The 21,840-nt window shown below is 70.0% G+C and carries 19 protein-coding genes; 12 read left to right on the top strand and 7 right to left on the bottom strand.

The window, feature by feature from the left end; genetic code table 11:
* Nucleotides 1–708: 708 nt before the first annotated feature.
* Both ON30_RS03335 and ON30_RS03340 read left to right on the top strand, forming a co-directional pair.
* Nucleotides 709–891, top strand: a complete 183-nt coding sequence (locus ON30_RS03335; RefSeq protein WP_040704072.1) for an SPOR domain-containing protein — start codon at nt 709–711, stop codon at nt 889–891.
* 127 nt (nt 892–1,018) lie between these two features.
* The gene (locus tag ON30_RS03340; protein WP_281004710.1) at nt 1,019–1,738 is read left to right on the top strand and encodes a polyprenol monophosphomannose synthase; all 720 of its coding nucleotides are present in this window, start codon (nt 1,019–1,021) and stop codon (nt 1,736–1,738) included.
* Nucleotides 1,739–1,801: 63 nt separating this feature from the next.
* Here ON30_RS03340 and ON30_RS03345 read toward each other — a convergent pair whose 3' ends face one another.
* The 3 genes from ON30_RS03345 to ON30_RS03355 form a co-directional block, all read right to left on the bottom strand.
* Nucleotides 1,802–2,239 carry a DUF6069 family protein gene (locus ON30_RS03345; protein WP_040704074.1) on the bottom strand — a complete coding sequence of 146 codons (438 nt, stop codon included), beginning with the start codon at nt 2,237–2,239 and terminating at the stop codon, nt 1,802–1,804.
* 97 nt (nt 2,240–2,336) lie between these two features.
* Nucleotides 2,337–3,863 carry a 1-acylglycerol-3-phosphate O-acyltransferase gene (locus ON30_RS03350; RefSeq protein ID WP_051028886.1) on the bottom strand — a complete coding sequence of 509 codons (1,527 nt, stop codon included), beginning with the start codon at nt 3,861–3,863 and terminating at the stop codon, nt 2,337–2,339.
* Nucleotides 3,863–6,322, bottom strand: a complete 2,460-nt coding sequence (locus tag ON30_RS03355) for a glycerol-3-phosphate 1-O-acyltransferase (RefSeq protein WP_040704075.1) — start codon at nt 6,320–6,322, stop codon at nt 3,863–3,865. The genes ON30_RS03350 and ON30_RS03355 overlap by 1 nt, the downstream gene beginning before the upstream one ends.
* Before the next feature lie 246 nt (nt 6,323–6,568).
* Here ON30_RS03355 and ON30_RS03360 point away from each other — a divergent pair, with 246 nt between their 5' ends.
* Nucleotides 6,569–7,882 (top strand): salicylate synthase, encoded by a 1,314-nt coding sequence (locus ON30_RS03360; RefSeq protein ID WP_040704076.1) that lies wholly within the window; start codon nt 6,569–6,571, stop codon nt 7,880–7,882.
* Nucleotides 7,883–7,936: 54 nt separating this feature from the next.
* Here the strand turns inward: ON30_RS03360 and ON30_RS03365 are convergent, their stop codons facing one another.
* Nucleotides 7,937–9,559 (bottom strand): (2,3-dihydroxybenzoyl)adenylate synthase, encoded by a 1,623-nt coding sequence (locus tag ON30_RS03365; protein ID WP_040704136.1) that lies wholly within the window; start codon nt 9,557–9,559, stop codon nt 7,937–7,939.
* Between the two features lie 126 nt (nt 9,560–9,685).
* Between ON30_RS03365 and ON30_RS03370 the strand changes: the two genes are divergently transcribed.
* The 4 genes from ON30_RS03370 to sigJ all read left to right on the top strand — a co-directional run bounded on the left by ON30_RS03370 (nt 9,686) and on the right by sigJ (nt 13,466).
* Nucleotides 9,686–10,570 (top strand): oxidoreductase, encoded by an 885-nt coding sequence (locus ON30_RS03370; protein WP_040704077.1) that lies wholly within the window; start codon nt 9,686–9,688, stop codon nt 10,568–10,570.
* A 93-nt stretch (nt 10,571–10,663) separates the two neighbouring features.
* Nucleotides 10,664–11,134, top strand: a complete 471-nt coding sequence (locus ON30_RS03375) for a carboxymuconolactone decarboxylase family protein (protein ID WP_040704078.1) — start codon at nt 10,664–10,666, stop codon at nt 11,132–11,134.
* Nucleotides 11,135–11,360: 226 nt separating this feature from the next.
* Nucleotides 11,361–12,452 (top strand): 3-deoxy-7-phosphoheptulonate synthase, encoded by a 1,092-nt coding sequence (locus tag ON30_RS03380; protein ID WP_040704079.1) that lies wholly within the window; start codon nt 11,361–11,363, stop codon nt 12,450–12,452.
* Nucleotides 12,453–12,548: 96 nt separating this feature from the next.
* On the top strand, nt 12,549–13,466 hold the full coding sequence (gene sigJ, locus ON30_RS03385) for an RNA polymerase sigma factor SigJ (protein WP_040704080.1): 918 nt from the start codon (nt 12,549–12,551) through the stop codon (nt 13,464–13,466).
* A gap of 48 nt (nt 13,467–13,514) precedes the next feature.
* On the opposite strand, the gene ON30_RS03390 is transcribed toward sigJ, so the two are convergent.
* Complete coding sequence (locus tag ON30_RS03390) at nt 13,515–13,721, bottom strand: hypothetical protein (RefSeq protein WP_040704082.1); 207 nt, start codon at nt 13,719–13,721, stop codon at nt 13,515–13,517.
* Between the two features lie 180 nt (nt 13,722–13,901).
* On the opposite strand from ON30_RS03390, the gene ON30_RS03395 reads away from it, so the two are divergent.
* Together ON30_RS03395 and ON30_RS03400 are read left to right on the top strand one after the other, a co-directional pair.
* On the top strand, nt 13,902–15,083 hold the full coding sequence (locus tag ON30_RS03395; RefSeq protein ID WP_040704083.1) for a pyridoxal phosphate-dependent aminotransferase: 1,182 nt from the start codon (nt 13,902–13,904) through the stop codon (nt 15,081–15,083).
* Between the two features lie 54 nt (nt 15,084–15,137).
* Entirely contained in the window at nt 15,138–15,701 is a 564-nt protein-coding gene (locus tag ON30_RS03400) for a dihydrofolate reductase family protein (protein ID WP_040704085.1), read from the top strand.
* 7 nt (nt 15,702–15,708) lie between these two features.
* On the opposite strand, the gene ON30_RS03405 is transcribed toward ON30_RS03400, so the two are convergent.
* Complete coding sequence (locus ON30_RS03405) at nt 15,709–16,353, bottom strand: LysE family translocator (RefSeq protein WP_040704086.1); 645 nt, start codon at nt 16,351–16,353, stop codon at nt 15,709–15,711.
* A 225-nt stretch (nt 16,354–16,578) separates the two neighbouring features.
* Between ON30_RS03405 and ON30_RS03410 the strand changes: the two genes are divergently transcribed.
* The 3 genes from ON30_RS03410 (at nt 16,579) to ON30_RS03420 (ending at nt 20,466) form a co-directional block, all read left to right on the top strand.
* A complete protein-coding gene (locus ON30_RS03410) occupies nt 16,579–18,237 on the top strand; it encodes a DNA repair helicase XPB (RefSeq protein ID WP_040704087.1) in 1,659 nt (552 codons plus the stop codon).
* A gap of 40 nt (nt 18,238–18,277) precedes the next feature.
* Nucleotides 18,278–18,946: a DUF3239 domain-containing protein gene (locus tag ON30_RS03415; RefSeq protein WP_040704089.1), complete on the top strand. Its 669-nt coding sequence runs from the start codon at nt 18,278–18,280 to the stop codon at nt 18,944–18,946.
* Nucleotides 18,947–19,068: 122 nt separating this feature from the next.
* Nucleotides 19,069–20,466 carry a M1 family metallopeptidase gene (locus ON30_RS03420; protein WP_040704091.1) on the top strand — a complete coding sequence of 466 codons (1,398 nt, stop codon included), beginning with the start codon at nt 19,069–19,071 and terminating at the stop codon, nt 20,464–20,466.
* Between the two features lie 10 nt (nt 20,467–20,476).
* Here the strand turns inward: ON30_RS03420 and ON30_RS03425 are convergent, their stop codons facing one another.
* A complete protein-coding gene (locus tag ON30_RS03425) occupies nt 20,477–21,571 on the bottom strand; it encodes a hypothetical protein (protein ID WP_040704093.1) in 1,095 nt (364 codons plus the stop codon).
* Nucleotides 21,572–21,840 lie beyond the last annotated feature (269 nt).

The following is a 21,840-nucleotide window of genomic DNA, read 5'->3' on the forward strand; positions in this document are numbered from 1 at the left end:
GCCCGGTGTCGAATATTCGGCAGTTCACGGATCTTGGTTTCTTTATCCGCGTCGCAGCATCCGCGAAGAATTGCTGTTGCCGGATATCCGTACGCGTATTCGTTGTTCGCCCCTGCGTCGCGCTCGCGGAAAAGGTGCGGGTTCGTGGATTCGCGGCATCCGCGTGCGTTAGCTGTGCACTCGGTGGTGGATATCCTCCGCACCCCTTCCGGAGGGGTTGCCGAAGGGGTCGGAACGGCGGTACGTCGAGGTACCGGGCGGGGTTGCGGCCGCCGGGCGTCGCCGGTGTGATCGTCACCGGGGCGCGGCGGTGAGTTCGCTGGTCGCGGCGGTGCGCGCCGCGCGAGATGCCCGGCCTCCGTGCGTGATTGCGTCGGGGCGGGCGCGAGGAGGGGTCGTGGTGTGTCGCAAATCTGTTGCGGCCGAGTAGGTCTACCATCGAGTGCGTGAAACCCGAAGGGGCGAAACATGACTCGTCATCTATCTGATCGTGAGTTTCGCGTACGGTCCCGGTTGGATTTCCCTGCGGGCCCGCCGGAAGAAACCAATCGGTTTTCTCGGCGGCGTCCCCGACCCCGGCCCCGGAATTTGTCCGAGACGGGACAGTGAATTCGGACATCCTGTCCGGGAGAGGACGGCGGCGCGGCCTGTGACCCGGATCGCGGAGAAATCCCGGTACGGTCCGGACAACGGTGGAATGCTGGGCCCATGGCGGAAAAGTGGTACTACTGCTTGAAGCACCAGCGGGCCGAACAGGGCCGTCAGTGCTGGTTCCGGGACCGGATGGGTCCCTACCCGGACCGGGCCACGGCCGAGCGCGCCCTCGACATCGTCAAGGCGCGCAACGAGCGCCAGGACGCCGAGGACCGGTCCTGGCGAGACGGTGACTGAACACCCTGCGTAATACCCCTCAGGTGGCCGTCAGGTCCGTCGACTAGGGTTGCTCCGAAATCGACCGACACGCTCGGTGGTCCGGCGCGGGCCGCGGGCTGGACCTGGTGAGCAGGGAGGGCGACCCTTGAGGGTTACCGTTGTTGTGCCGACCTACAACGAGCGGGACAATCTGCCGGTTGCGGTGGAGCGGCTGACGGCGCTGGCTGTGCCCGACCTGCACGTTCTCGTCGTCGACGACAATTCGCCGGACGGCACGGGCGAGGTCGCCGACAAGTTGGCCGCCGAACTGCCCACCGTCGTCGGCGTGCTGCACCGCACCGAGAAGGACGGCCTGGGCCGCGCCTACATCGCGGGCATCACGCGGGCGCTGGAGGAGGGCGCGGACGTCGTCATCCAGATGGACGCCGACCTGTCCCATCCCGCCGAGGTCATCCCGGCGATGCTGGAGACGCTGAGCGGGACCGACGCCGGTGTGGTGCTCGGTTCGCGCTACGTTCCCGGCGGTTCGACGGCCGAGGAGTGGAAGTGGTACCGCAAGGCCCTCTCGGCCTGGGCGAACTTCTACGTCAACCTGATCCTGCGTCTGGGCGTCAAGGACGCGACCGCCGGGTTCAAGGCGTGGAAGGCCGACACGCTGCGCGCGATCGACGTGGCCTCGATCCGCAGCAACGGCTACTCCTTCCAGGTGGAGATGAACTACCGGACGGTCAAGCAGGGCATCCGCATCGCCGAGGTGCCGATCCGTTTCGAGGAACGCACCCTCGGCGCGTCGAAGATGAGTCTGAAGGTGCAGTTGGAGTCGGCGCTCATGCCGTGGAAACTGCTGTTCGGCCGCTCGGTCTGAGTCGGCCTTCGAACGTGACGAGGGGTCGCCGTCCCGGTCGGGACGGCGACCCCTCGCCGTCGTTCAGCGGGCGCTGATCCGCAGTCGGATGGCCTCGGTGGCCAGCACGATGAACGGAACCAGCGCGACGTGCATCAGCGACAGCGCGATGGTGGAGGCGGTGTCGAAGTCGGCCGCGATGGTGAGGTAGATGGTGCCCAGCGCCAGGATCGACCCGACGATGGCGGCCACCCGCAGCACACCCACCCAGCGGTAAGAGATCAGCGCGGCGGCGGTGAGTCCGATGAGCAGCGGCACGATGGACAGGATGATGACGCCGCCGGGGGCGACGGACATGGTCTCACCGTTGTCGACGGTGCTGAAATCGCCGCCCGCGGCGGTGCCGATCAACCAGATGACGAGGTTGACCACCAAGGCGCCGAGGACCGCGCCGAGGACGGCGACGGGACGGCTCAGGGCGGGGATGGGCAGGGTTCGCGGTGCGGTCTGGGCGACGGACATGGCGTTTTCTCCTGGTATGGGCGTCGGAACGGCGTCGGAATCCATGGTGATACCTCAACGTTCCTCGAGGTCAAGCCCGCTCGCCGCGTGGTGCCTGTCACTCAGGGTGATCGGCGGATTTCGGCCAGTCCAGCAGTGTGTCCAGGTAGAGCTGTCGGACCTTCTCGACCTCGGCGTCCAGGTCGGCCGGATCCCAGGCGGACACGTCGATCGGGGCGAGCACCGCGACGTCCACCGTGCCGGGACGCGCGATCATGGAGTTGCGCCAGGCGATCTCGCCCGCGTTGCGGATCACCACCGGGATGATCGGCACACCGGCCTGCCGGGCGATGTGGAACGCGCCCTTCTTGAACGGCCCGACCGCGGGGGTGTAGGAGCGGGTGCCCTCGGGCGCGACCGCCAGTGACAGTCCGCTGTGCAAGGTCTCGACCACGGGCGCCAGTTGGGCGCGGGTGCCCGCGCTGTCGGAGCGGTCGATGAAGGTGACGCCGACGAAGCGCATGAGCGGACCGAAGATCGGGTTGCGGGTCAGTTCCTTCTTCGCGATCGCGGTGACCCCGCCGTCGAGCACCTTCGGCATGATGATGACGTCGAACTGGCTCTGGTGGTTGAACAGGAACACCGCCGGTCGCGGTGCGCGGGCATGCCGCGCGCCGACCACCCGCACCCGCGCGCCGACCACCCGCAGCGTGAGGCGCGCGGCGTAGGTCATCAGCGCGTCGGCCATCGCGCGTCGATCGCGGGTGTGCGCGCGCGACACCACGCCTGCCACCGCGCCCGCGAGCAAGGCGAGCAGGGCGAGCACGGTGCGCGCCACGTTCGCGGGGGACTGCGCGGGGCGCGGGCGGAACTCGGGTGCGGGCCAACGGTTGGCGACGGCGGTGGCGGCCAGTTCGGCGCTCGGGTTCACCGCCACCGGGTGACCGACCGCCTCGAGCAGGGGCAGGTCCCGCGATCCGGCGGCGTAGGCGTGGCTGCGCGCGAGGTCGATGCCGTGCCGGGCGGCGAAGGCGCGCACCGCCTCCGCCGCCGCCTCGCCGCGCGGCGGTTCACCCACGACCGCTCCGGTCAGAACCCCGTCGCCCGCTGCCGTGGGGACGCCCTCGCCCGCGCTGGACGGAAGGTCGGTGGCCGTGTCGGGCGGATCGCCGCCGGTGACGGCCAGTCGGGTGGCGAGGAGGTGGGTGACGCCGAGTTCGGCGGCGGCGGGGCGGAGTTGGAATTCGGTGAGCGGGCTGACCAGGACGACCGTGTGGCCCGCGGCGCGGTGCGCGGCGATCAGTCGCCACGCCTCCGGGTAGAGGTGTCCGTAGCTCTCGCGCCGGAAGTGCGCGGTGGCCAGGCGGTCCAGGTCGGCGGGGGCCTGGCCGGCGAACGCGCGGGTGACGGAGTCGAGGCGGCGGTCGAATTCCGTGTCGGTCGCCTCGGCTCCCAAGTCGACGCGCAGCGCGGCGGCCGGGTCGTCGATGCGGCGGGGCGCTTTCCCGAGGCCGTCGGTGACCACGCCCGCGAACTCGAAGAACGCGCCGATCGACGGGCCGGTGGGGCCGGTGCGGATCGCGGTGAGCAGCGCGGCGAGATCACCGGGGGCGGACAGTTCGGTGTCCCGGGCGGCCTCGCTCATCAGTCGCCTTCCAGCCGATTGGACGGGTCGAGGGTGGCCGCGCGCGAGATCCGCACGCCGAGGACCCGCAGTTCCTCGGCGAAGGCCGTGCGGCGGCGGGTGGATTCGGCGCGATCCTCGGGGGAGTCCGGGTCGACGGGGTCGAGCAGTCCGTGGTTGCCCGCGAGTTTGAGCGCGCTGGTGAACAGTTCGGTGGACACCGATTCGGGACTGTGCAGTCGCTGCTGCAACAGCATCTGCCTGCCGACGGCGACGCATTCCTCCAGGAACTCCTTGCGCACCACTTCGATCGAGGGATCGCGGGCGGCCAACCGTTCGGCCACCACCAATTGCGCGTCCATGAACGAGCGCAGCACGCGGTGGGCCATCATGAAGCCGGAGCCGGTCAGTTTCGCCAGGACGTCGCTGCCGAAGGTGTCCAGGGGGGTGTGCGAGTGCCAGTCGGGGTCGACCAGCAGCATCTCGGCGGTCATCTGCGCGGCGAATTCGGTGCGCTCGGGGAAGAAGAAGTCGAACTTGAGCAGGTCGCGCAGGCGGTAGGCCTCCTCCCATCCGGTGCTGAGCTGATCGGTGCCGGGGGACTCGACGGCCGCCAGGATCGACAGTTCCAGGATCGCCCGGTTGATGAACCAGTGCACGGCGCTGTTGCGGTAGAACGCGGCCTCGAGGTGCGCGCCCGCCTCGATGGAGTAGACCGGTTCGAGTCCGCCCCGGTAGACGGTGACCACCTTGGCCAGCGACAGCTGTTCCAGGACCACCGCGAGGCTGTGTTCGTCGCGTAGGGCGGCCAATTCGCCGCTGGGCAGTCCGCGCTTGTCGATGTAGCCGAGGACGGGGGCCAACAGCGCGCGCACCTCGCCGATGGTCAACGCGCGGGCGTGCACGCCCAGCAGGGCCAGGGTGGCCAGCGCGTTGACGGTGATCGGGGTGACGTCGTTGATGCCGACGGCGATCTCGAAGGCCAGTCGTTGCACGGCGCGGCGTTCGAGTCCGGCGGTGTCGGCGTCGGTGGAGGTGGCGACCGCTTCCACGCGCGCCTCGTCGGTGCGGTGCAGCGGGATCATCACCGGGGGTGCGGTCATCGGATCGCCGTGCGCGGCCAGTCTTTCGCGCGCGGACAGCGCCGCGCCGAAGCGGACGTAGACGTGGCCCGCCGAATGCTGCTGGCTGCGCACGTAGCGGGCCAGCCACCCCAGTCCTTCCGGCTTCTTCTTGCCGCCGACCTGTTCGGTGGCGATGGCGCCGAGTTCGTTGAGCCGCTCGTAGGTGATCGAGACCGGGACCAGCATGACGTCGTCCACCCGGTCCGCGCGCACGGCCGAGGCGAGGAAGTTGAGCAGGCCGTAGCGCGGCGGCCGGAGTTTGCCGGTGCGGGTGCGTCCGCCCTCGAAGTACCACTCCAGGTTGAAGCGTTTGGCCAGCAAGTAGGCGAAGTACTCCTCGACGACGGCTTTGTAGACCTCGTCGTCGCCGAAGCTGCGGCGGATGAAGACCGTGCCGGTGCGGCGGGCGATGGGGCCCATCGGCCAGAAGCTCAGGTTCGCGCCGCCGATGACGTGGTTGGGCGGGAAGTCGTTGCGGGCCAGCACGTCACCGAGGACGAAGGCGTCGACGTAGGAGCGGTGCGAGGGCAGGAAGACCAGCGGGTAGCGGCGGTTGAGTTTGCGCAGCGCGTCCAGACCGGATTCCTCGATGTCGACTTTCCAGGTGGAGGCGTGCACCGGGCGCATGGCCTGGGTGAACAGGTCCGAGACCAGGCGCGACTGCGCGGCGACCAGTTCGTCGAGGCATTTCTCGGCCCGCCGGTAGACCTCCTGGGGGTCGATGTCGATCCGGTCGGCGATCAGTTCGAGTCGGCGCAGGAATTCGGGGGAGTCGAGGATCTCCTCGGTGACCAGTTTGGGCACCTTGTACCGGTCGCCGATGATGGTGCGCTCGGCGCGTTCGAGGGCGAACACGGCCGCGCGCACGATGGCGCGGGCGAACGGGTCGGTCGAGCCCGCCGACAGCATCGCGGAGGCTTCGGGGTTGTTGGCTCGAAGTTCGCTGAGCAGTGCGGGCGCGCCGGTGAGGACGACTTGGCGGTCGGGCGCGGTGCGCACCAGGCGGCGCTGGACGAAGCGGTTGGGGTGGCGGGGGTTGGTGAGCATCGCCAGGTCCGCGAAGGTGATGCGGCGGACGCCGTCGCGTTCCGGTGGGAGCCATACCACCCGGATCGGCACCACGAGCGGGTCGTCGCGGCGGCGGACCAGGCGGTCGCCGATGGCGTCGGCGTCGAGGTCGAGTTGGGTGACGGGCGCGTCGCGGCCGAGTTCGCGGGCGAGTCCGCCCTCTGCCAGCCACTTGCCGACGAGTTCGCGTTCCACCGGGGACGTGGCGTCGATCAGCGCGACGACCGATTCCGGCGACGACGTGGTTCGCGGGGGCGGTGCGAGCGCGTCCCGGTGGTGCTCGATCATCGTTGGTCCTCCCGCAAACTGGCGATCCCCCTATTCAATCTCGCCGGGGCGGATCGCGCAGGAACTCGGCGGGGCGAGTTCGTCGGCGTCGATGGTGGCGGCGGCGGGGTGTGGTGAACCGGTACTACGCATCGCGAACTACATGCTCGGAGGTCTGCTTCTGTGGTCCCGGGCACACGCCCGAAATGGGCAGGTAATGCTAACCTTACCTTCTTGAGTTAGGTCAGCTTTACCTTTGGAGGATCGTTGTCGACCACGGACGAGCGCTTGCGCGTTGAGTATGTGACCGATCCGGCGGCAGCGATGTCCCGGCTGGCAGCGGCCGAGCGGTTCGGCGAATACGTCATGTACGAGCGCCCGGGGGAGTGGGTCTTCGCCGCCGATCCGATCGGCGGCGTCGAACTCGACGTGCACGAACTGCGGGTCACCTGGGCGGGGACCACCACGGCGACGGCGTGGGAGGGCGCGCCCGCCGCGGTACTCGACGAGGCGTTGGGCCGGTTGCCGCTCGACGGCAGGAAGGCATACGGCTGGATCGGTTTCGAGTTCTGCGCCTACGTGCTCGGGGCCACCCACCACCTGGACCAGCGCGCGCCGCTGGCCCATCTGATGGTGCCCCGGATCGAGGTCCGCGTGGACGAGTCCGGCATCGACATCCACGGGGCCGACCCGGCCGAGGTCGAGGAGATCCGCGCGCTGATCGCCTCCTCGCAGGGCAGCCCGCTGCCGCAGGCGCACCCGGCCGACATCCGCGCCGACGACACCGGCTACCAGGACCGGGTGGCGACCGCGGTGGACGAGATCCGCTCCGGCAGATATCAGAAGGTCATCCTTTCCAGAAAGGTGCGACTGCCCTTCGCGGTCGACATGCCCGCCAGCTACCGCCTCGGCCGCGCCAACAACACCCCGGCACGGTCGTTCCTGCTGCGTCTGGGTGGACTCGAGGCGGCGGGCTTCAGCCCCGAACTGGTCGCCTCCGTGGACGACGAGCGCGTGGTCACCACCGAACCTCTCGCGGGCACCCGCGCTTTCGGTTTCGGCGACGAGATCGACATGGCCGCGCGCGCCGACCTGCTCAGCGACCCCAAGGAGATCGTGGAACACGCGATCTCGGTGCAGACCTCCTTCGCCGAGATCTCCGCCGTCGCCGACCCCGGCACCCCGGCGGTCTCGGATTTCATGGCGGTGCGCGAACGCGGCAGCGTGCAGCACCTGGCCTCGACGGTGCGCGGAAAACTCGCCGCCGACCGGTCCAGCTGGGACGCCCTCGAGGTGCTGTTCCCGTCGGTCACCGCCTCGGGCATCCCCAAGCGGGAAGGCGTCGACTCGGTGTTCCGGCTCGACGGCGACCGCCGCGGCCTGTATTCCGGTGCGGTGGTGACGGTCTCGTCCACCGGCGCGCTGGAGGCGACCTTGGTGCTGCGCGCGGTCTACCAGAACGCCGAGGGCGCGTGGCTGCGGGCGGGCGCGGGCATCGTCGGGCAGTCGCGCCCGGAACGCGAATTCGAGGAGACCTGCGAGAAGCTCGGCAGCGTCGCCCCTTACGTGGTGAAAGCCTGACGTAGCGACACGAAAGGGTCGGGCGGTGCGACCGCCCGGCCCTTTCGGCGTCGCTCAGCCCTGCGCGCGCAGCGCCTTCTTGTCGATCTTGCCGACCGCGGTCACCGGCAGCCGATCCGACTGCCGCAGCACGTCGGGCAGTTTGTAGGCGGCCAGTCCGCGTTCGGTCAGGAAGGTCTTGATCTCGGCCAATGTCGGCATCTCGCCGTCGACCACCAGGACCGCGCAGACCTTCTCGCCCAGCACGGCGTCGGGCAGGCCGACGGCCGCGGCGTGGCGGACCGCGGGGTGGGCGAGCAGATGCTCCTCGAGTTCGTCGCAGGAGACGTTCTCCCCGCCCCGGTTGATGACGTCCTTGATGCGCCCGGAGACCACCAGGTGTCCCGAGGGCAGTCTGCGCACCAGATCGCCGCTGCGGTAGTAGCCGTCGGGGGTGAACGCGCGCGCGTTGTGCTCGGGCGCGCGGTAGTAGCCGCGAATCGTGTAGGGGCCCTTGGTGAGCAGTTCGCCCTCCGCGCCCGCCTCGACCTCGTCGCCGTCGCCGTCGACCACCCGGACCTCGTCGGCGGGCGAGAGCGGCCTGCCCTGGCTGACGTGCACGAGGTCGGCCGGGTCGTCCAGACGGGTGAAGTTCAGCAACCCTTCGGCCATGCCGAAGACCTGCTGGAGTTTCGCGCCCAGGGCGGGTTCGACGTCGCGGGCGTTGACCTCGGCGAGTTTCGCGCCGCCCACCTGGAGCAGGCGCAGCGAACCGAGGTCGGCGTCCTCCCAGTCGACGGCGGCGCTCCACAACTGGGCCAGCGGGGGAACGACCGCGGTGACCGTCACCCGGTGGCGTTCGATGGCGGCGAAGGCGCTCTCCGGGCTGGGATCGGTGACGAAGCTCAGCGCGCCGCCGACCGCGACGGTGCCGAGGATGCCGGGGCAGGCCAGCGGGAAGTTGTGCGCGGCGGGCAAGGTCGCGAGGTAGACGTCGTCCTCGGTGAGTTCGCAGACCGCGGCGCTGGCTGTGGCGTTGTAGGCGTAGTCGTCGTGGGTGCGGGCGATGAGTTTGGGCAGGCCGGTGGTGCCGCCGGAGACCAGCATCAGCGCGATGTCGCTCGGCGCGATGTCCGGCAGCGGCGTGTCGCCGTCGCTTGGCACGTCGGCCAGGTCGGTGAATTCGCCCGCCTCCCCGGCGACGAGTACGTGGCGCAGGCTCGGCACCGCGGCGCGGACGGTGGCGGCGAGTTCGCGGTAGTCGAAATCGCCCTGGCGGTCGGCGATCACGTAGCCGACGGCCTCCGACAGCCCCGCGAGGTGTTCGATCTCGGCCCTGCGGTGCGCGGGCAGGGTCAGCACCGGGATGATGCCCGCGCGCAGCAGGCCGAACAGCACGGTCGCGAATTCGGGCACGTTGGGCAGTTGCACGACGACCCGGTCGCCGGGGGCGATGCCGAGGGCCAGCAGGCCGTAGGCCATCCGGTCGGCCGCGGCGTCGAGGTCGGCGTAGGTCCGGGTCTGTTCATCGAGGAGCACCGCCGGGCGTTCGGGGGCGCGACGGGCCGTGTCGCGCAGCAGGTCGCCGAGGACCCGTCCGGTCCAGTACCCGGCGGCGCGGTAGCTCTCGGCCGCTTCGGCGGGGAAGGGGACGTAGCCGTCGCGGTGGCCGGTGGACGCGGTGGATGATGAAGTCACGATCTGCCTCACTGGGGTCTCACGCGGAGCAAGCGGTCATACGGATACCAATGTAGGTTAGGCAACCCTATTCCGCCTGGAAAAAGCGGGCCTCCCGGGCGCGACGGTCCCGGCTAGACTCGGGCCATGACCCGTTGGGACGCAACGAACATCCCCGATCAGAGCGGCCGGAGCTTCATCGTCACCGGCGCCAACAGCGGACTGGGCGCGGTCGCGGCCCGCGCACTCGGCAAAGCGGGAGCCGAGGTCGTGCTGGCCTGTCGCGACGTAGCCAAAGGCGAGAAGGTCGCCGCCGACATCGGCGCACGAGCCCGGGTGGCCCGCCTCGACCTCGCCGACCTGTCCTCGGTGCGCGAATTCGCCGCGGGCATCGAAGGCGCGCACGTATTGATCAACAACGCGGGCATCATGGCCGTGCCGCTGGGCCGCACCGCCGACGGCTTCGAGCGGCAGATCGGCACCAACCACCTCGGCCCCTTCGCGCTCACCGGCCTGCTGCTGGACCGGATCGCCGAACGCGTGGTCACGGTGTCCAGCGGCGCGCACGCCGCGGGCAGCATCGATCTCGCCGACCTGAACTGGGAGCGGCGTCCCTACCGGCGCTGGCGCGCCTACGGCCAGTCCAAGCTGGCCAATCTGCTGTTCGCCTACGAATTGCAGCGCAGGCTCACCGCCGCGGGGTCGACCAAACTGTCGGTCGCCGCGCACCCCGGCTACGCGGCCACCGAATTGCAGTCGCACACCGAATCCTTCCTGGACGCGCTGATGGGCGTCGGCAACCGGATCTTCGCCCAGAGCGCCGAGATGGGCGCGCTGCCCGAGTTGTACGCGGCGACCTCGCCGGAGGCGCAGGGCGGTGGCTACTACGGTCCCGGTTCGTTCGGCGGCCTGCGCGGCTACCCCGCGAAATCCGGGTCGACCAAGGAGTCGCGCGACGAGACGGTGGCCGCGGGGCTGTGGGAACTGTCGGAGAAACTCACCGGCGTGAGTTTCGCGCTGCCCACGCCCTGAGCCGGTCTGTCACACTCGCGCCCGCCACGTCGTCCTCTCTGTGAAAGCCCGAACGGCCCACACCGTTCGCGACATCGAGAGAGAAGGCACATCATGGACGCGCGATTCGACTACTTCGGCAACGAGAACGGCGCGAAGTTCATCAAGCGCATCGGCAACGCCGGTCTGGTGGTGGACAACTCGACGCTGCCCAAGACCACCCAGGAACTGGTCAAGCTGCGCGCCAGCCAGATCAACGGCTGCGGATTCTGCACCGACATGCACTCCAAGGACGCCCTGCACGCGGGGGAGACGCAGACCAGGCTGAACCTGGTCGCGGCCTGGCGCGAGGCCACGGTCTTCACCGAACCCGAGCGCGCGGCCTTGGCGCTGACCGAGGAGGGCACCCGGTTGGCCGACGCCTCGCACGGTGTGAGCGATGACACGTGGGCGCAGGTCGACAAGCACTACGACGGTGACCGGATCGCGGCGTTGATCTCGCTGATCGCCCTGATCAACGCCTACAACCGGATGAATGTCATCGCCCGGACGCCCGCCGGTTCCTACCAGCCCGGCCAGTGGTGACCGCGGGCGAGTACACCCGTCCCGCCGACGTGGACGGGTGTGCTCGCCGGCGCGACTGGTACTGTGACCGATGTGCAGCGCGTGTATTTCTGGTTTAGCAAGCCGGCCCCGGGTGGGCTGGTCTGCGGCAACCGCCTGCGCTGACCACCACCCCGAGCCGGATTCGACCGGCTCGACGGGTTACAGGATTCCGTGGGTCGGCCCGAGAAAAAGGAACCCCACGGACATGACCACCGCAGCCGACGTCGACGCGCGGCATTCCGATCTCGACGACCAGCGCACCCTCAGTGTGAGCCCGTTACGCTCGCCCGCCGAGGTCCGTCGAGAGCATCCGATCACCGACAGCCTGGCCGACACCGTCCGCTCCGGACGCAAGGCCACCGTGAACGTCCTGGACGGAGCCGACGACCGCCTCATGGTGATCGTCGGACCCTGTTCGGTCCACGACCCCGAAGCCGCCCTCGACTACGCCCGCCGCCTCGCTGCCGCGGCCGCCGAACTCGGTGACCGCCTGCACGTGGTGATGCGCGTCTACTTCGAGAAGCCGCGCACCACGCTGGGCTGGAAGGGCCTGATCAACGATCCGCACCTGGACGGCTCGTTCGACGTCAACACCGGACTCGGCCTCGGGCGCAAACTGCTCGCCGACATCACCGCCCTCGGGCTGCCGGTGGCCTGCGAATTCCTCGATCCGATCACTCCGCAGTACATCGCGGACCTGGTGTCCTACGGGGCGATCGGCGCGCGGACCGCGGCCAGCCAGGTGCACCGCCAGCTCAGCAGCGCGCTGTCGATGCCGGTGGGCATCAAGAACGGCACCGACGGCGACGTGCAGGTCGCGGTGGACGGCGTGCGCGCCGCGGCCGCCAGCCACGTCTTCCCCGGCACCGACCTCGACGGCCGTTCGGCGCTGATCCGCACCGCGGGCAACGCCGACTGCCACGTCATTTTGCGCGGCGGCACGTCGGGCGCCAACTACGACGCCGCCTCGGTGGCCGAGGCGTGCCTGCGCCTGGAGAAGTCCGGTCTGCGCCAGCGCGTCGTGATCGACGCCAGCCACGGCAACAGCAACAAGGACCACAACCGCCAGGTCGACGTGGTCACCGACGTCGCGGGACGGATCGCCGAGGGCGACACCACCGTGGTCGGGGTGATGCTGGAGAGCTTCTTGGTCGCGGGCCGTCAGGATCTGACGCTCGGGCACGCCGCGGAGCTGACCTACGGCCGGTCCATCACCGACGCCTGCCTGGACTGGGACACCACCGCCGAGCAGCTCACCCGCTTGGCCGAGGCGGTGCGTTCGCGCCGCGAGCGCTGAGTCCGGCGCGGGTCGCCGCGAGGTCCGCGCGCGGGCGGGCGGACCTCGCGACACCACGGTACGGGAGTGTATCGGCGGGACCGTACAATCAGCTCGATGGTTGCCGCGCTTCTCGCCGAATTGTTCGAATCTCATCGGGCACACTTGCTTTCCGTCGCGTATCGCATGACGGGCAGCGTCGGCGACGCCGAGGACGCGGTGCAGGAGAGCTGGCTGCGGCTGGCGGGCGTGCACCAGTCCGAGGTCGAGGATCTGCGCGCCTGGTTGACGGTGGCGGTGAGCCGCATCTGCGTCGAGCACCTACGCACGGCGGCGACGCGCCGCGAAAGCTATGTCGGGCAGTGGTTGCCGGAGCCGGTGGTGACCGGTACCGCGCCCGCGCCGTTCCCCGATCCGTTCGCGTTGATCACCCGGGATCCGCGGTGCCGGATGGCGGAACTGGTTGCCCTGGACGCGTTGACGCCCGAGCAGCGGGTGTCCTACGTGCTGTACGAGGGGCTTTCGCTGCCGTTCGAGGAGGTCGCCGAGATCCTGGGCATCTCGGTGCGGGGAGCCTGGGCGGGGGTGACGCGCGCCCGGGAGGTGCTCGCGGCGGTCGCGCTGCCGGTCTCCGACACCGAGCACGAGACGGCGGTGCGGCGTCTGCTGCTGGCGCTGGCCTCCGGTGAGTTGTTCCGGGTGGTCGCGGCGCTGCATCGGGACGCGGTGCTGATCGGCGACGCCAACGGCACCACCTCGACGGCGGTCAACATCGTGGGCGGGGCGGAGTCGGTGGCGCGGTTCATGCTCGCGCTGGTGCATCGCTACGGTCTCGGGGACACCGAGGACGCGGCCACCCGGTACCGGTTCGCCACGGTGAACGGGCAATTGGGGGTGGTGATGAATTCGGACGCGGAGATCTTCGAGCAGGCGTGGTATCCCGCGCGGGTGATCGGATTCACGGTACGTGACGGATCGGTCTGGGGCACTTACGATCACGCGAATCCGGCGAAGCTGTCGGGCGTGCGGCTGTGAGGCGGGGCCAGGCCGGACCCTCATCGGCCGGCCTGGCCCGCGTACTCGTTACGGGAAGGTCGAACCGGTGAACCAGTCGCCGGTGGAGGAGCCCGTGCCGTGATTGCCGGTGCTGGAACCGGTGAAGAAATCGCCGGTGGAGGAGCCGGTGAAGAAGTCGCCGACATCCTGGACGGCGTTGCGGACGAACCCTAGTACCGTTCCGGCGACCTCCGACGCGGCCGGTTGCAGTAACAGGTCCAAATACGAGGCCATGAGCGCCCCTTCCGGGATTTCCGTCGCCGGGGCGACGGCTATGTGAGGTAGAACACGGCGAGGCTAGCTGTCCATGGGAGAACGCACAACCGCCCAGGTAGAAGCCCTGATTCCGAAGTGAAACATAGCCTTTCGCTATCTAATGGCAACTTTGGTGACCGCTGGGCTACTCTCCGGGGTATGCCTCCGCATCACCCGACAGTGGACCGTCTGCGCCCGTTCTCCTCGACGATCTTCGCCGAAATGACCGAACTCGCCCTCCGGCACGGCGCGGTCAACCTGGGGCAGGGCTTCCCCGACACCGACGGCCCGGCGCGCATGCTCGAAGTCGCGAGGGAGGCCATCGCCGAGGGCCTCAACCAGTACCCGCCCGGACGCGGCATGCCGGTGCTGCGCCGCGCCGTCGCCGCGGATCGCGCCCGCCGCTACGGCACCGCCTACGACCCCGACACCGAGGTGCTGGTCACCGTCGGAGCGACCGAGGCGATCAGCGCCGCCCTGCTCGGGTTGGTCGAACCCGGCAGCGAAGTCGTCCTCATCGAGCCCTACTACGACTCCTACGCCGCCGCCGTCGCCTTGGCGGGCGCGCACCGGCGCACCGCGCGCCTGGTCCCCGACGGCGACGGATTCGTCCTGGACATCGACAGCCTGCGCGCCGCCGTCACCCCGGCCACCCGGATGATCGTGGTCAACTCCCCGCACAATCCCACCGGTACCGTCCTCGGCCGTGCGGATCTCACCGCCATCGCCGAGATCGCCTGCGCCAACGACCTTCTCGTACTCGCCGACGAGGTCTACGAGCACCTGGTCTTCGACGGCGTCGACCATGTCAGCATCGCCACGCTGCCGGGAATGGCCGAACGCACCGTCGTCGTCTCCAGCGCCGCCAAGACCTTCAGCGTCACGGGATGGAAGACGGGATGGGCCTGCGCGCCCGCGCCGCTCATCGACGGCGTGCTCGCGGCCAAACAGTTCATGACCTTCGTCGCGGGCGGCCCCTTCCAACCCGCGGTGGCCTACGCGCTGGACAACGAACTCGACTGGGTGGGCCGGCTGCGGGACACGCTGTCGGACCGCAGGATTCGGCTGGCCTCCGCGCTGGCCGACACCGGCTTCGACGTGAAAGCCAGTGCGGGCGGCTATTTCGTCTGCGCCGACGCGGGCGCGCTCGGGGCCGAGGATGGCCTGGAGTTCTGCCGGGAACTGCCGCGCCGCCTCGGGGTGGCCGCGGTCCCCGTCAGCGTGTTCGCCGACGACAAGGCCGCGTGGAGCACGCTGGTGCGATTCACCTTCTGCAAGCGCGACGAAACGCTGGACGAGGGCGTCCGCAGGCTCCGGGCCGGAGTCGAGGCCACCCGCTGAACCCGCGCGCGGAACCTGACAGAAGATGTCCGGTTCCGCTGCGACGATCACCGTATGACCAGAACGCGCTACTACACCGCCACCACCCTCGACGGGTTCATCGCCGACCCGGACAACTCGCTGGACTGGCTGTTCGCCGTGGACAACGACGGCGCGACCGACACCGACTTCCAGCGTTTCTTCGGCACGGTCGGCGCGCTGTGCATGGGCGCGACCACCTACGAATGGGTGCGCGAGCACCAGGACGAGGCGAACTGGGCCGAGGCGTACGGCGACACCCCCGCCTGGGTGTTCACCCACCGCGACCTACCCGCCATCCCCGGGGCGAACCTGCGGTTCGTCGCCGGCGCGGTGGAACCGGTGCACCGGGACATGGCCGCGGCGGCCGGCGCCGAGCGCGACATCTGGGTGGTCGGCGGCGGTGAACTGGCGGGCGCGTTCGCCGACGCCGGACTGCTCGACGAGCTCATCGTCAGTGTCGCGCCCGCAACGCTCGGCGCGGGCGCGCCGCTGCTGCCCCGGCGGATCATGCCCGACCGCCTGAAGCTGACCGAGGTCGAGCGGATCGGGCAGTTCGCCCAGCTCACCTACAGTCTGACCGGTTCCGCCTCCGACTGAGTCCGGTTCAGGCCGGCACCGGGCGCGCTCGGTCGGTGGCCAGCAGCATGGCGATCGCACCGAGCGCGGTTCCCATCACCCATCGCTGCGCCCGCGCCCACAGTGGACGGTGGGTCAGGAATTCCGCGACCGTGCCCGCGCCGAGCACGATCAGCCCGTTCACCGTCAACGCCACGGCGATCTGCACCGCCCCGAGGGCGAGGCTCTGCGCCCACACCGACCCGGCCGCCGGGCTGACGAACTGCGGGATCAGCGCCATGTACATGATCGCGATCTTCGGGTTCAGCAGATTCGTGAGCAGGCCCATCCCGAACAGTCGCCGCGCCGGGTCCGCGGGCAGCGTCCGGGCGGCGAACAGCGGGTCGCCGCCCGGACGCACCGCCCGCCAGGCCAGCCACAGCAGGTAGGCCGCGCCCGCCAGTTTCAACGCCAGGTACAGGCCCGGAATCACGGCGAAGACCGCCGTGATTCCCGCCGTCGCGGCCGCCAGGTACACCGCGAAACCGGCCGCGACCCCCGCCAGCGAGATCAGGCCCGCCCGCCTGCCCTGCGACACCGTGCGCGAGACCAGGTACATCATGTTCGGACCCGGGGTCAGCACCATGCCCAGTGCCGCCGCGCCCACGCCCACTACCGCCGCCGTCTCGATCATGCTTCCATCGTCACCGACGCGGCCGCTCCGGTCTCGGTCCAGTCGAGGATCGCCGGCCTGCCGGGCCGGGCGCGGCGGGCAGGAACAAATCGGAGCCCGTTCGCGCTGGTAACCGGGGAGCGGGCGCGGGGGAGGCCGACCGGTTCGTCGGTGGGTTCGGGGACAATGGCGCGAGACCGGCGCCGCGGGCGAACCACGCGCCGCCGTGGAAGACGAGGAGAGACTGTGACCGACGGTCCGCTGATCGTGCAGAGTGACAAGACGCTGTTGTTGGAGATCGACCACGAATCCTCCGACGTGGCGCGCCAGGCCATCGCGCCGTTCGCCGAACTCGAGCGCGCGCCCGAACACGTGCACACCTACCGGGTCACCCCGCTGGCGCTGTGGAACGCGCGCGCGGCGGGTCACGACGCCGAACAGGTCGTCGACGCGCTGGTCACCCATTCGCGCTACGCCGTGCCCCAACCGCTGCTGGTCGACATCGTCGACACCATGGCCCGCTACGGCCGCCTGCAACTGGTCAAACACCCCGCGCACGGGTTGACGCTGGTCAGCCTGGACCGCGCGGTGCTCGAGGAGGTGCTGCGCCACAAGAAGATCGCCCCGATGCTCGGCGCCCGCATCGATGAGGACACCGTGCAGGTGCATCCGTCCGAGCGCGGCCGCATCAAGCAGATGCTGCTGAAGATCGGCTGGCCCGCCGAGGATCTGGCCGGGTACGTCGACGGTGAGGCGCACGCGATCGACCTCGACTACGAGGGCGGGCACTGGGAGTTGCGCGACTACCAGCAGATGGCCGCCGACTCGTTCTGGGCGGGCGGTTCGGGCGTGGTGGTGCTGCCGTGCGGCGCGGGTAAGACGATGGTCGGCGCGGCGGCGATGGCCCAGGCCAAGGCGACGACGTTGATCCTGGTCACCAACACCGTCGCGGGCAGGCAGTGGCGGCGCGAACTGCTCGCGCGCACGTCGCTGACCGAGGAGGAGATCGGCGAGTACTCCGGTGAGCGCAAGGAGATCCGCCCGGTCACCATCGCCACCTACCAGGTGATCACCCGCCGCACCAAGGGCGAGTACAAGCATCTGGAGTTGTTCGACAGCCGCGACTGGGGTCTGGTCATCTACGACGAGGTGCATCTGCTGCCCGCGCCGGTCTTCCGGATGACCGCCGATCTGCAATCGCGCCGCCGCCTCGGACTGACCGCCACGCTGGTCCGCGAGGACGGCCGCGAGGGCGACGTGTTCTCGCTGATCGGCCCCAAGCGCTACGACGCGCCGTGGAAGGACATCGAGGCGCAGGGCTGGATCGCCCCGGCCGACTGCGTCGAGGTGCGGGTCACCTTGACCGACGCCGAGCGGATGGCCTACGCGACCGCCGAACCGGAGGAGCGCTACAAGCTGTGCTCGACCGCGCGCACCAAGATCGCGGTGGTCGAATCGATCCTGGACCGGCACCGCCAGGCGCCGACGCTGGTGATCGGCGCGTACCTCGATCAGCTCGACGAGTTGGGCGCGGCGTTGAACGCTCCGGTGATCCAGGGCTCGACCAAGACCAAGGAGCGCGAGGAACTGTTCGACGCGTTCCGGCGTGGGGAGATCCCCGTGCTGGTGGTGAGCAAGGTCGCGAACTTCTCCATCGATCTGCCCGAAGCCTCGGTAGCGGTGCAGGTTTCGGGTACGTTCGGTTCTCGTCAGGAAGAGGCGCAGCGGCTGGGTCGGCTGCTGCGGCCCAAACACGACGGGGGGCAGGCCCACTTCTACTCGGTGGTCGCGCGGGACACACTCGATGCCGAATACGCCGCGCACCGCCAGCGTTTCCTCGCCGAACAGGGTTACGCCTACCGCATCACCGATGCCGACGACCTGCTCGGACCGGCCATCGGATAAGCGGAGGCGATCCCTCCACAACGTGTGCTAGGAATTGGATGTGCGACGCTTCGAATTCGCGGTGGACCGCAGGCACGCCCATGCGGTGAACGAAGTCTTCGCCGACCTCCGACGCCTACGTCTGATGGCGGTCGCCGTCACGATCGCCGCCGCGGCCTGCACGGCCCTGCTGATCTGGCTCGACCACCCCTGGTCCTACCTGCTGGCCGTCGCCTTCGCCCTCGGCACGATCGTCGCGGGCTGGGTCGCGCTGTGGGCCCCGCACCGCGCGAGCGTCGACAAGCTCTACGCCGACGGCGCGCTGGTCCCGGCCGTCGTCTCCGAGACCCACCCGCGCGGTGTCGTCCTGCTCGCCCTGGTCGACGTCTCCGATCCCGAGACGGCCGAACCGCTCTACGCGCTGGTCACCCGCCGGGTGCGCGACCTGCCGGGCCACCGGATGCGCGCGGGCGAACGCGTGCCCTCGGTCGCCGTGCGCACCGACCGCGCCCCGCGCCAGGTCGGACAGCGCCGGCAGGCCGTCAGCGCCATGCCGATCGCCTGGGGGACCAGGGACGTCGCCGTCATCGACCGGGCCCGCGCCGCGATCAGCGAGGTCGAATGGCGGCTGCTCACCGACAATCTCGAACTGGCCGCCAAGGTCCGCACCACCTCGGCCAAACGTCTGCTGCTCGATCCCCAGCAACTCCCCGACGACCTGGGCGCCTGAAACCCGAACCCCCCGCGTCGCGGCCACTCGCGACGCGCGTCGCCGCGTAGGTTGGAGGCGGTGCTGAGCGGTGCGGCGGCGGGCCGTGCCGTCCGACGGTGGCGGAAGGGGCCGGTGGTCGCGTGAAGGTGTCGGGGTTGTGGATCGCGGCGGTGCTCGCGGTGTCGACGGTGGGCTTCGGCGTGGCGCCCGCGCACGCCGACCCGTTCGTCGGCGCTCCCGGTCTCGGTGACCCCTACTACCCAGAGGACGGCAACGGCGGCTACGACGTCGGCCACTACGACGTCGCCATCGACTACGACCCGGCCGGCCGCGACCTGCGCGGCCACACCACGATCTCGGCTACCGCCACCCAGGCGCTGCGCACCTTCAACCTCGACTACGACGGCCCCGAGGTGAAGATGGTCGCCGTCAACGGCCTGCCCGCCGCTTTCGAGCGCAACGGCGACCACGAACTGACCGTGACCCCGCTGCTTCCCCTGCTGCCCGGCCTGCCGTTCACGGCGGTGGTCGACACCGCGGGCCCCGCCGAGGACCGACCGGGGGAGGGGTGGACGATCTCCGAAGGCGGTGGCGCGTTCGTCGCGGGCGAACCGCATTCGGCCACCACCTGGTATCCGCTCAACGACACCCCGCTGGACAAGGCGACCTTCACCCTGCACACCACCGTGCCCGCCGAATGGGAAGTCATGTCCAACGGCGTGCGCACGGCCGACACCGTCACCGGCGATCGACGCACCGTCACCTGGGAGTCGCGCCGCCCGATCCTGGGCTACCTCACCACCGTCGCCATCGACCGCTTCGAGTTCCTGGAGCAGCGCCGCACCAACGGAACCCCGCTGACCAGCGCCTTCGCCCCCGATGCGCGACACAACTGGGAAACCGAGCAGCGCCTGCCCGAGATCCTGGACTTCACCGAAGCCCTCTACGGCCCGTACCCGTTCGACGCGGGCGGCGGCATCTACGTCGACGCCGACATCGAATTCTCGCTGGAGACCCAGACCCGGCCGATCTACGCGCCGTGGACCGACCTGCCGACCGTGGTGCACGAGATCGCCCACCAGTGGTGGGGTGACGCGGTGTCGATCCGGCAGTGGTCCGACATCTGCCTCAACGAATGCTTCGCCAGTTACACCGCCGACTACCTGTGGCCAGAGCGCGTGGAAGGCGTCGACGTCGACGCGCGATACCGCGACACCATCGCCGAATACCGCGCGGACCCGGACTTCTGGACGATCCCGCTGGCGAATCCGGGGCCGGGAAACGAATTCACCTCCGTCTACTACCGCGGCCCGCTGTTCCTGCACGCCCTGCGCGCCCGCCTCGGCGACGACGTGTTCTTCCCCGCCCTGCGCGACTTCCTCGCCGCCCACCCCTACGGCAACAGTTCCATGCCCGAACTGCGCACCTTCCTCCAGACCCGCTCCGCCACCGACCTCACCGACTTCCTGCACGTCTGGCTGGACACCGAAGTCGTTCCGCCCGAGGACCATCTGTTCCCGGGGGCGCTGCGCGACTGACCGGCTGCACTCAGGTGTCGGCGTCGAGGCGTTCGCGCGCCTTCTCGAGTGCGCGTTCGGCGCGTTCGAGACGCCGTTCGGCGGTGCGCAATTCCTCGCGCGCCGCGCGTTCGGCGGTGCGGGCGAAGGCGCGCCGCTGTTCGAGGTGGTCGAGGTCGGCGCGGACCTCGGCGATCCTGGCGTCGGTGTCGTCGACTCGGTCGCGCGCCTCCGACGCCGCTTCCCGGGCGGAATCGACCGCGCTGGAGGCGGATTCGTGCGCCTCGGTCGCGTCGTCCAGAGCGCGGCGGGCCGCGTGGGCCTTCTCGCGACGCGCCGCCTCGGTTTTCGCGCGCCGGGAGGTGTCCGCTCCGCCCCCGTGCGCGGCGTTGGCCCGGCTTCCGTGTGCCCTGTCGGCCGGTCCGCCGTGTGCTGCGTCATCCCTTCTCCCGGGGGCCGCGTCATTCTCGCCGCGCGCTGTGTCGGTCTTGCCCTCGCGCACGGCGTCGGTCGCCCGACGCTCGGCGGTACCCTGCGAGCCGTGTGAACTCGGCGCGCCGCCGGACTTCCGTTCGCCTCGACCGGCGGACCGCTTTCCGTCGGTGCCGTCGCGCTTGCCGCCGGAGTCCGACACCACCGACAGCGACGGACCTTCGAGGCCGAAGCCTTCGTAGGTGGCGGCGGTGGCCACGGTCCCCGCGGCGACCTGTTCGGCGACCGCCGGATCGGCGAGGGCGGCGTTTAGCGTCTGCCCGACCTCGCGCAGGATCTGCTCGCCCACCGGGCGTCCGGCCTCGGCGGCGAGGGCCTTGGCGCGGCGGGCTAACGCGGTGACCGCCTGTTGACGCTGGGTGCTGAGCGTGCGCAACCGATCTCCGGAGAGCTTGCGCTGGGCCTCGCGCAGCGCGGACCCGAGGCGCAGCAGCGCGTCGACCTGATCGGGTTCGGCGCGGGCCAGCAGATTCACCGTCCAGGCCGCGACGGTGGGTTTGCGCAGGTCGGTGACGGCGGCGGCGAGGTCGCGGTCACCCGCGTCCTTGGCGGCACGTGCCCGTTCGGTGCGTGCCGCCACGAATTCCGTGGGGTCGAGCCCGTAGAGGTCGCGTGCGACGTCCGCGAGGGTCATACTTGCCAAGCGTAACGATGGGTCCGCTCGACACGACACACCGTGCGAGTTGGGCAAACGTCCACGTCAGTGGGCGCTGTATGAGAGGTATTGCGAGTGAACAGTTTCGGACTCCAGCTGCTGAACGGCCTGATGCCCAGGATCATCGGCTTCTCCCTGCTCGGGATGTACGGCCTGACCCTCTGAGGCCCGGCCGCGCGGCCGGGGTGTAGTAGATGCGGCCACCGCGACGTGCAGGTATCCTCACCGCGTTCACGACCACCGTGAAC

Source organism: Nocardia takedensis NBRC 100417, assembly GCF_000308695.1.
Taxonomy (GTDB): Bacteria; Actinomycetota; Actinomycetes; order Mycobacteriales; family Mycobacteriaceae; genus Nocardia; species Nocardia takedensis.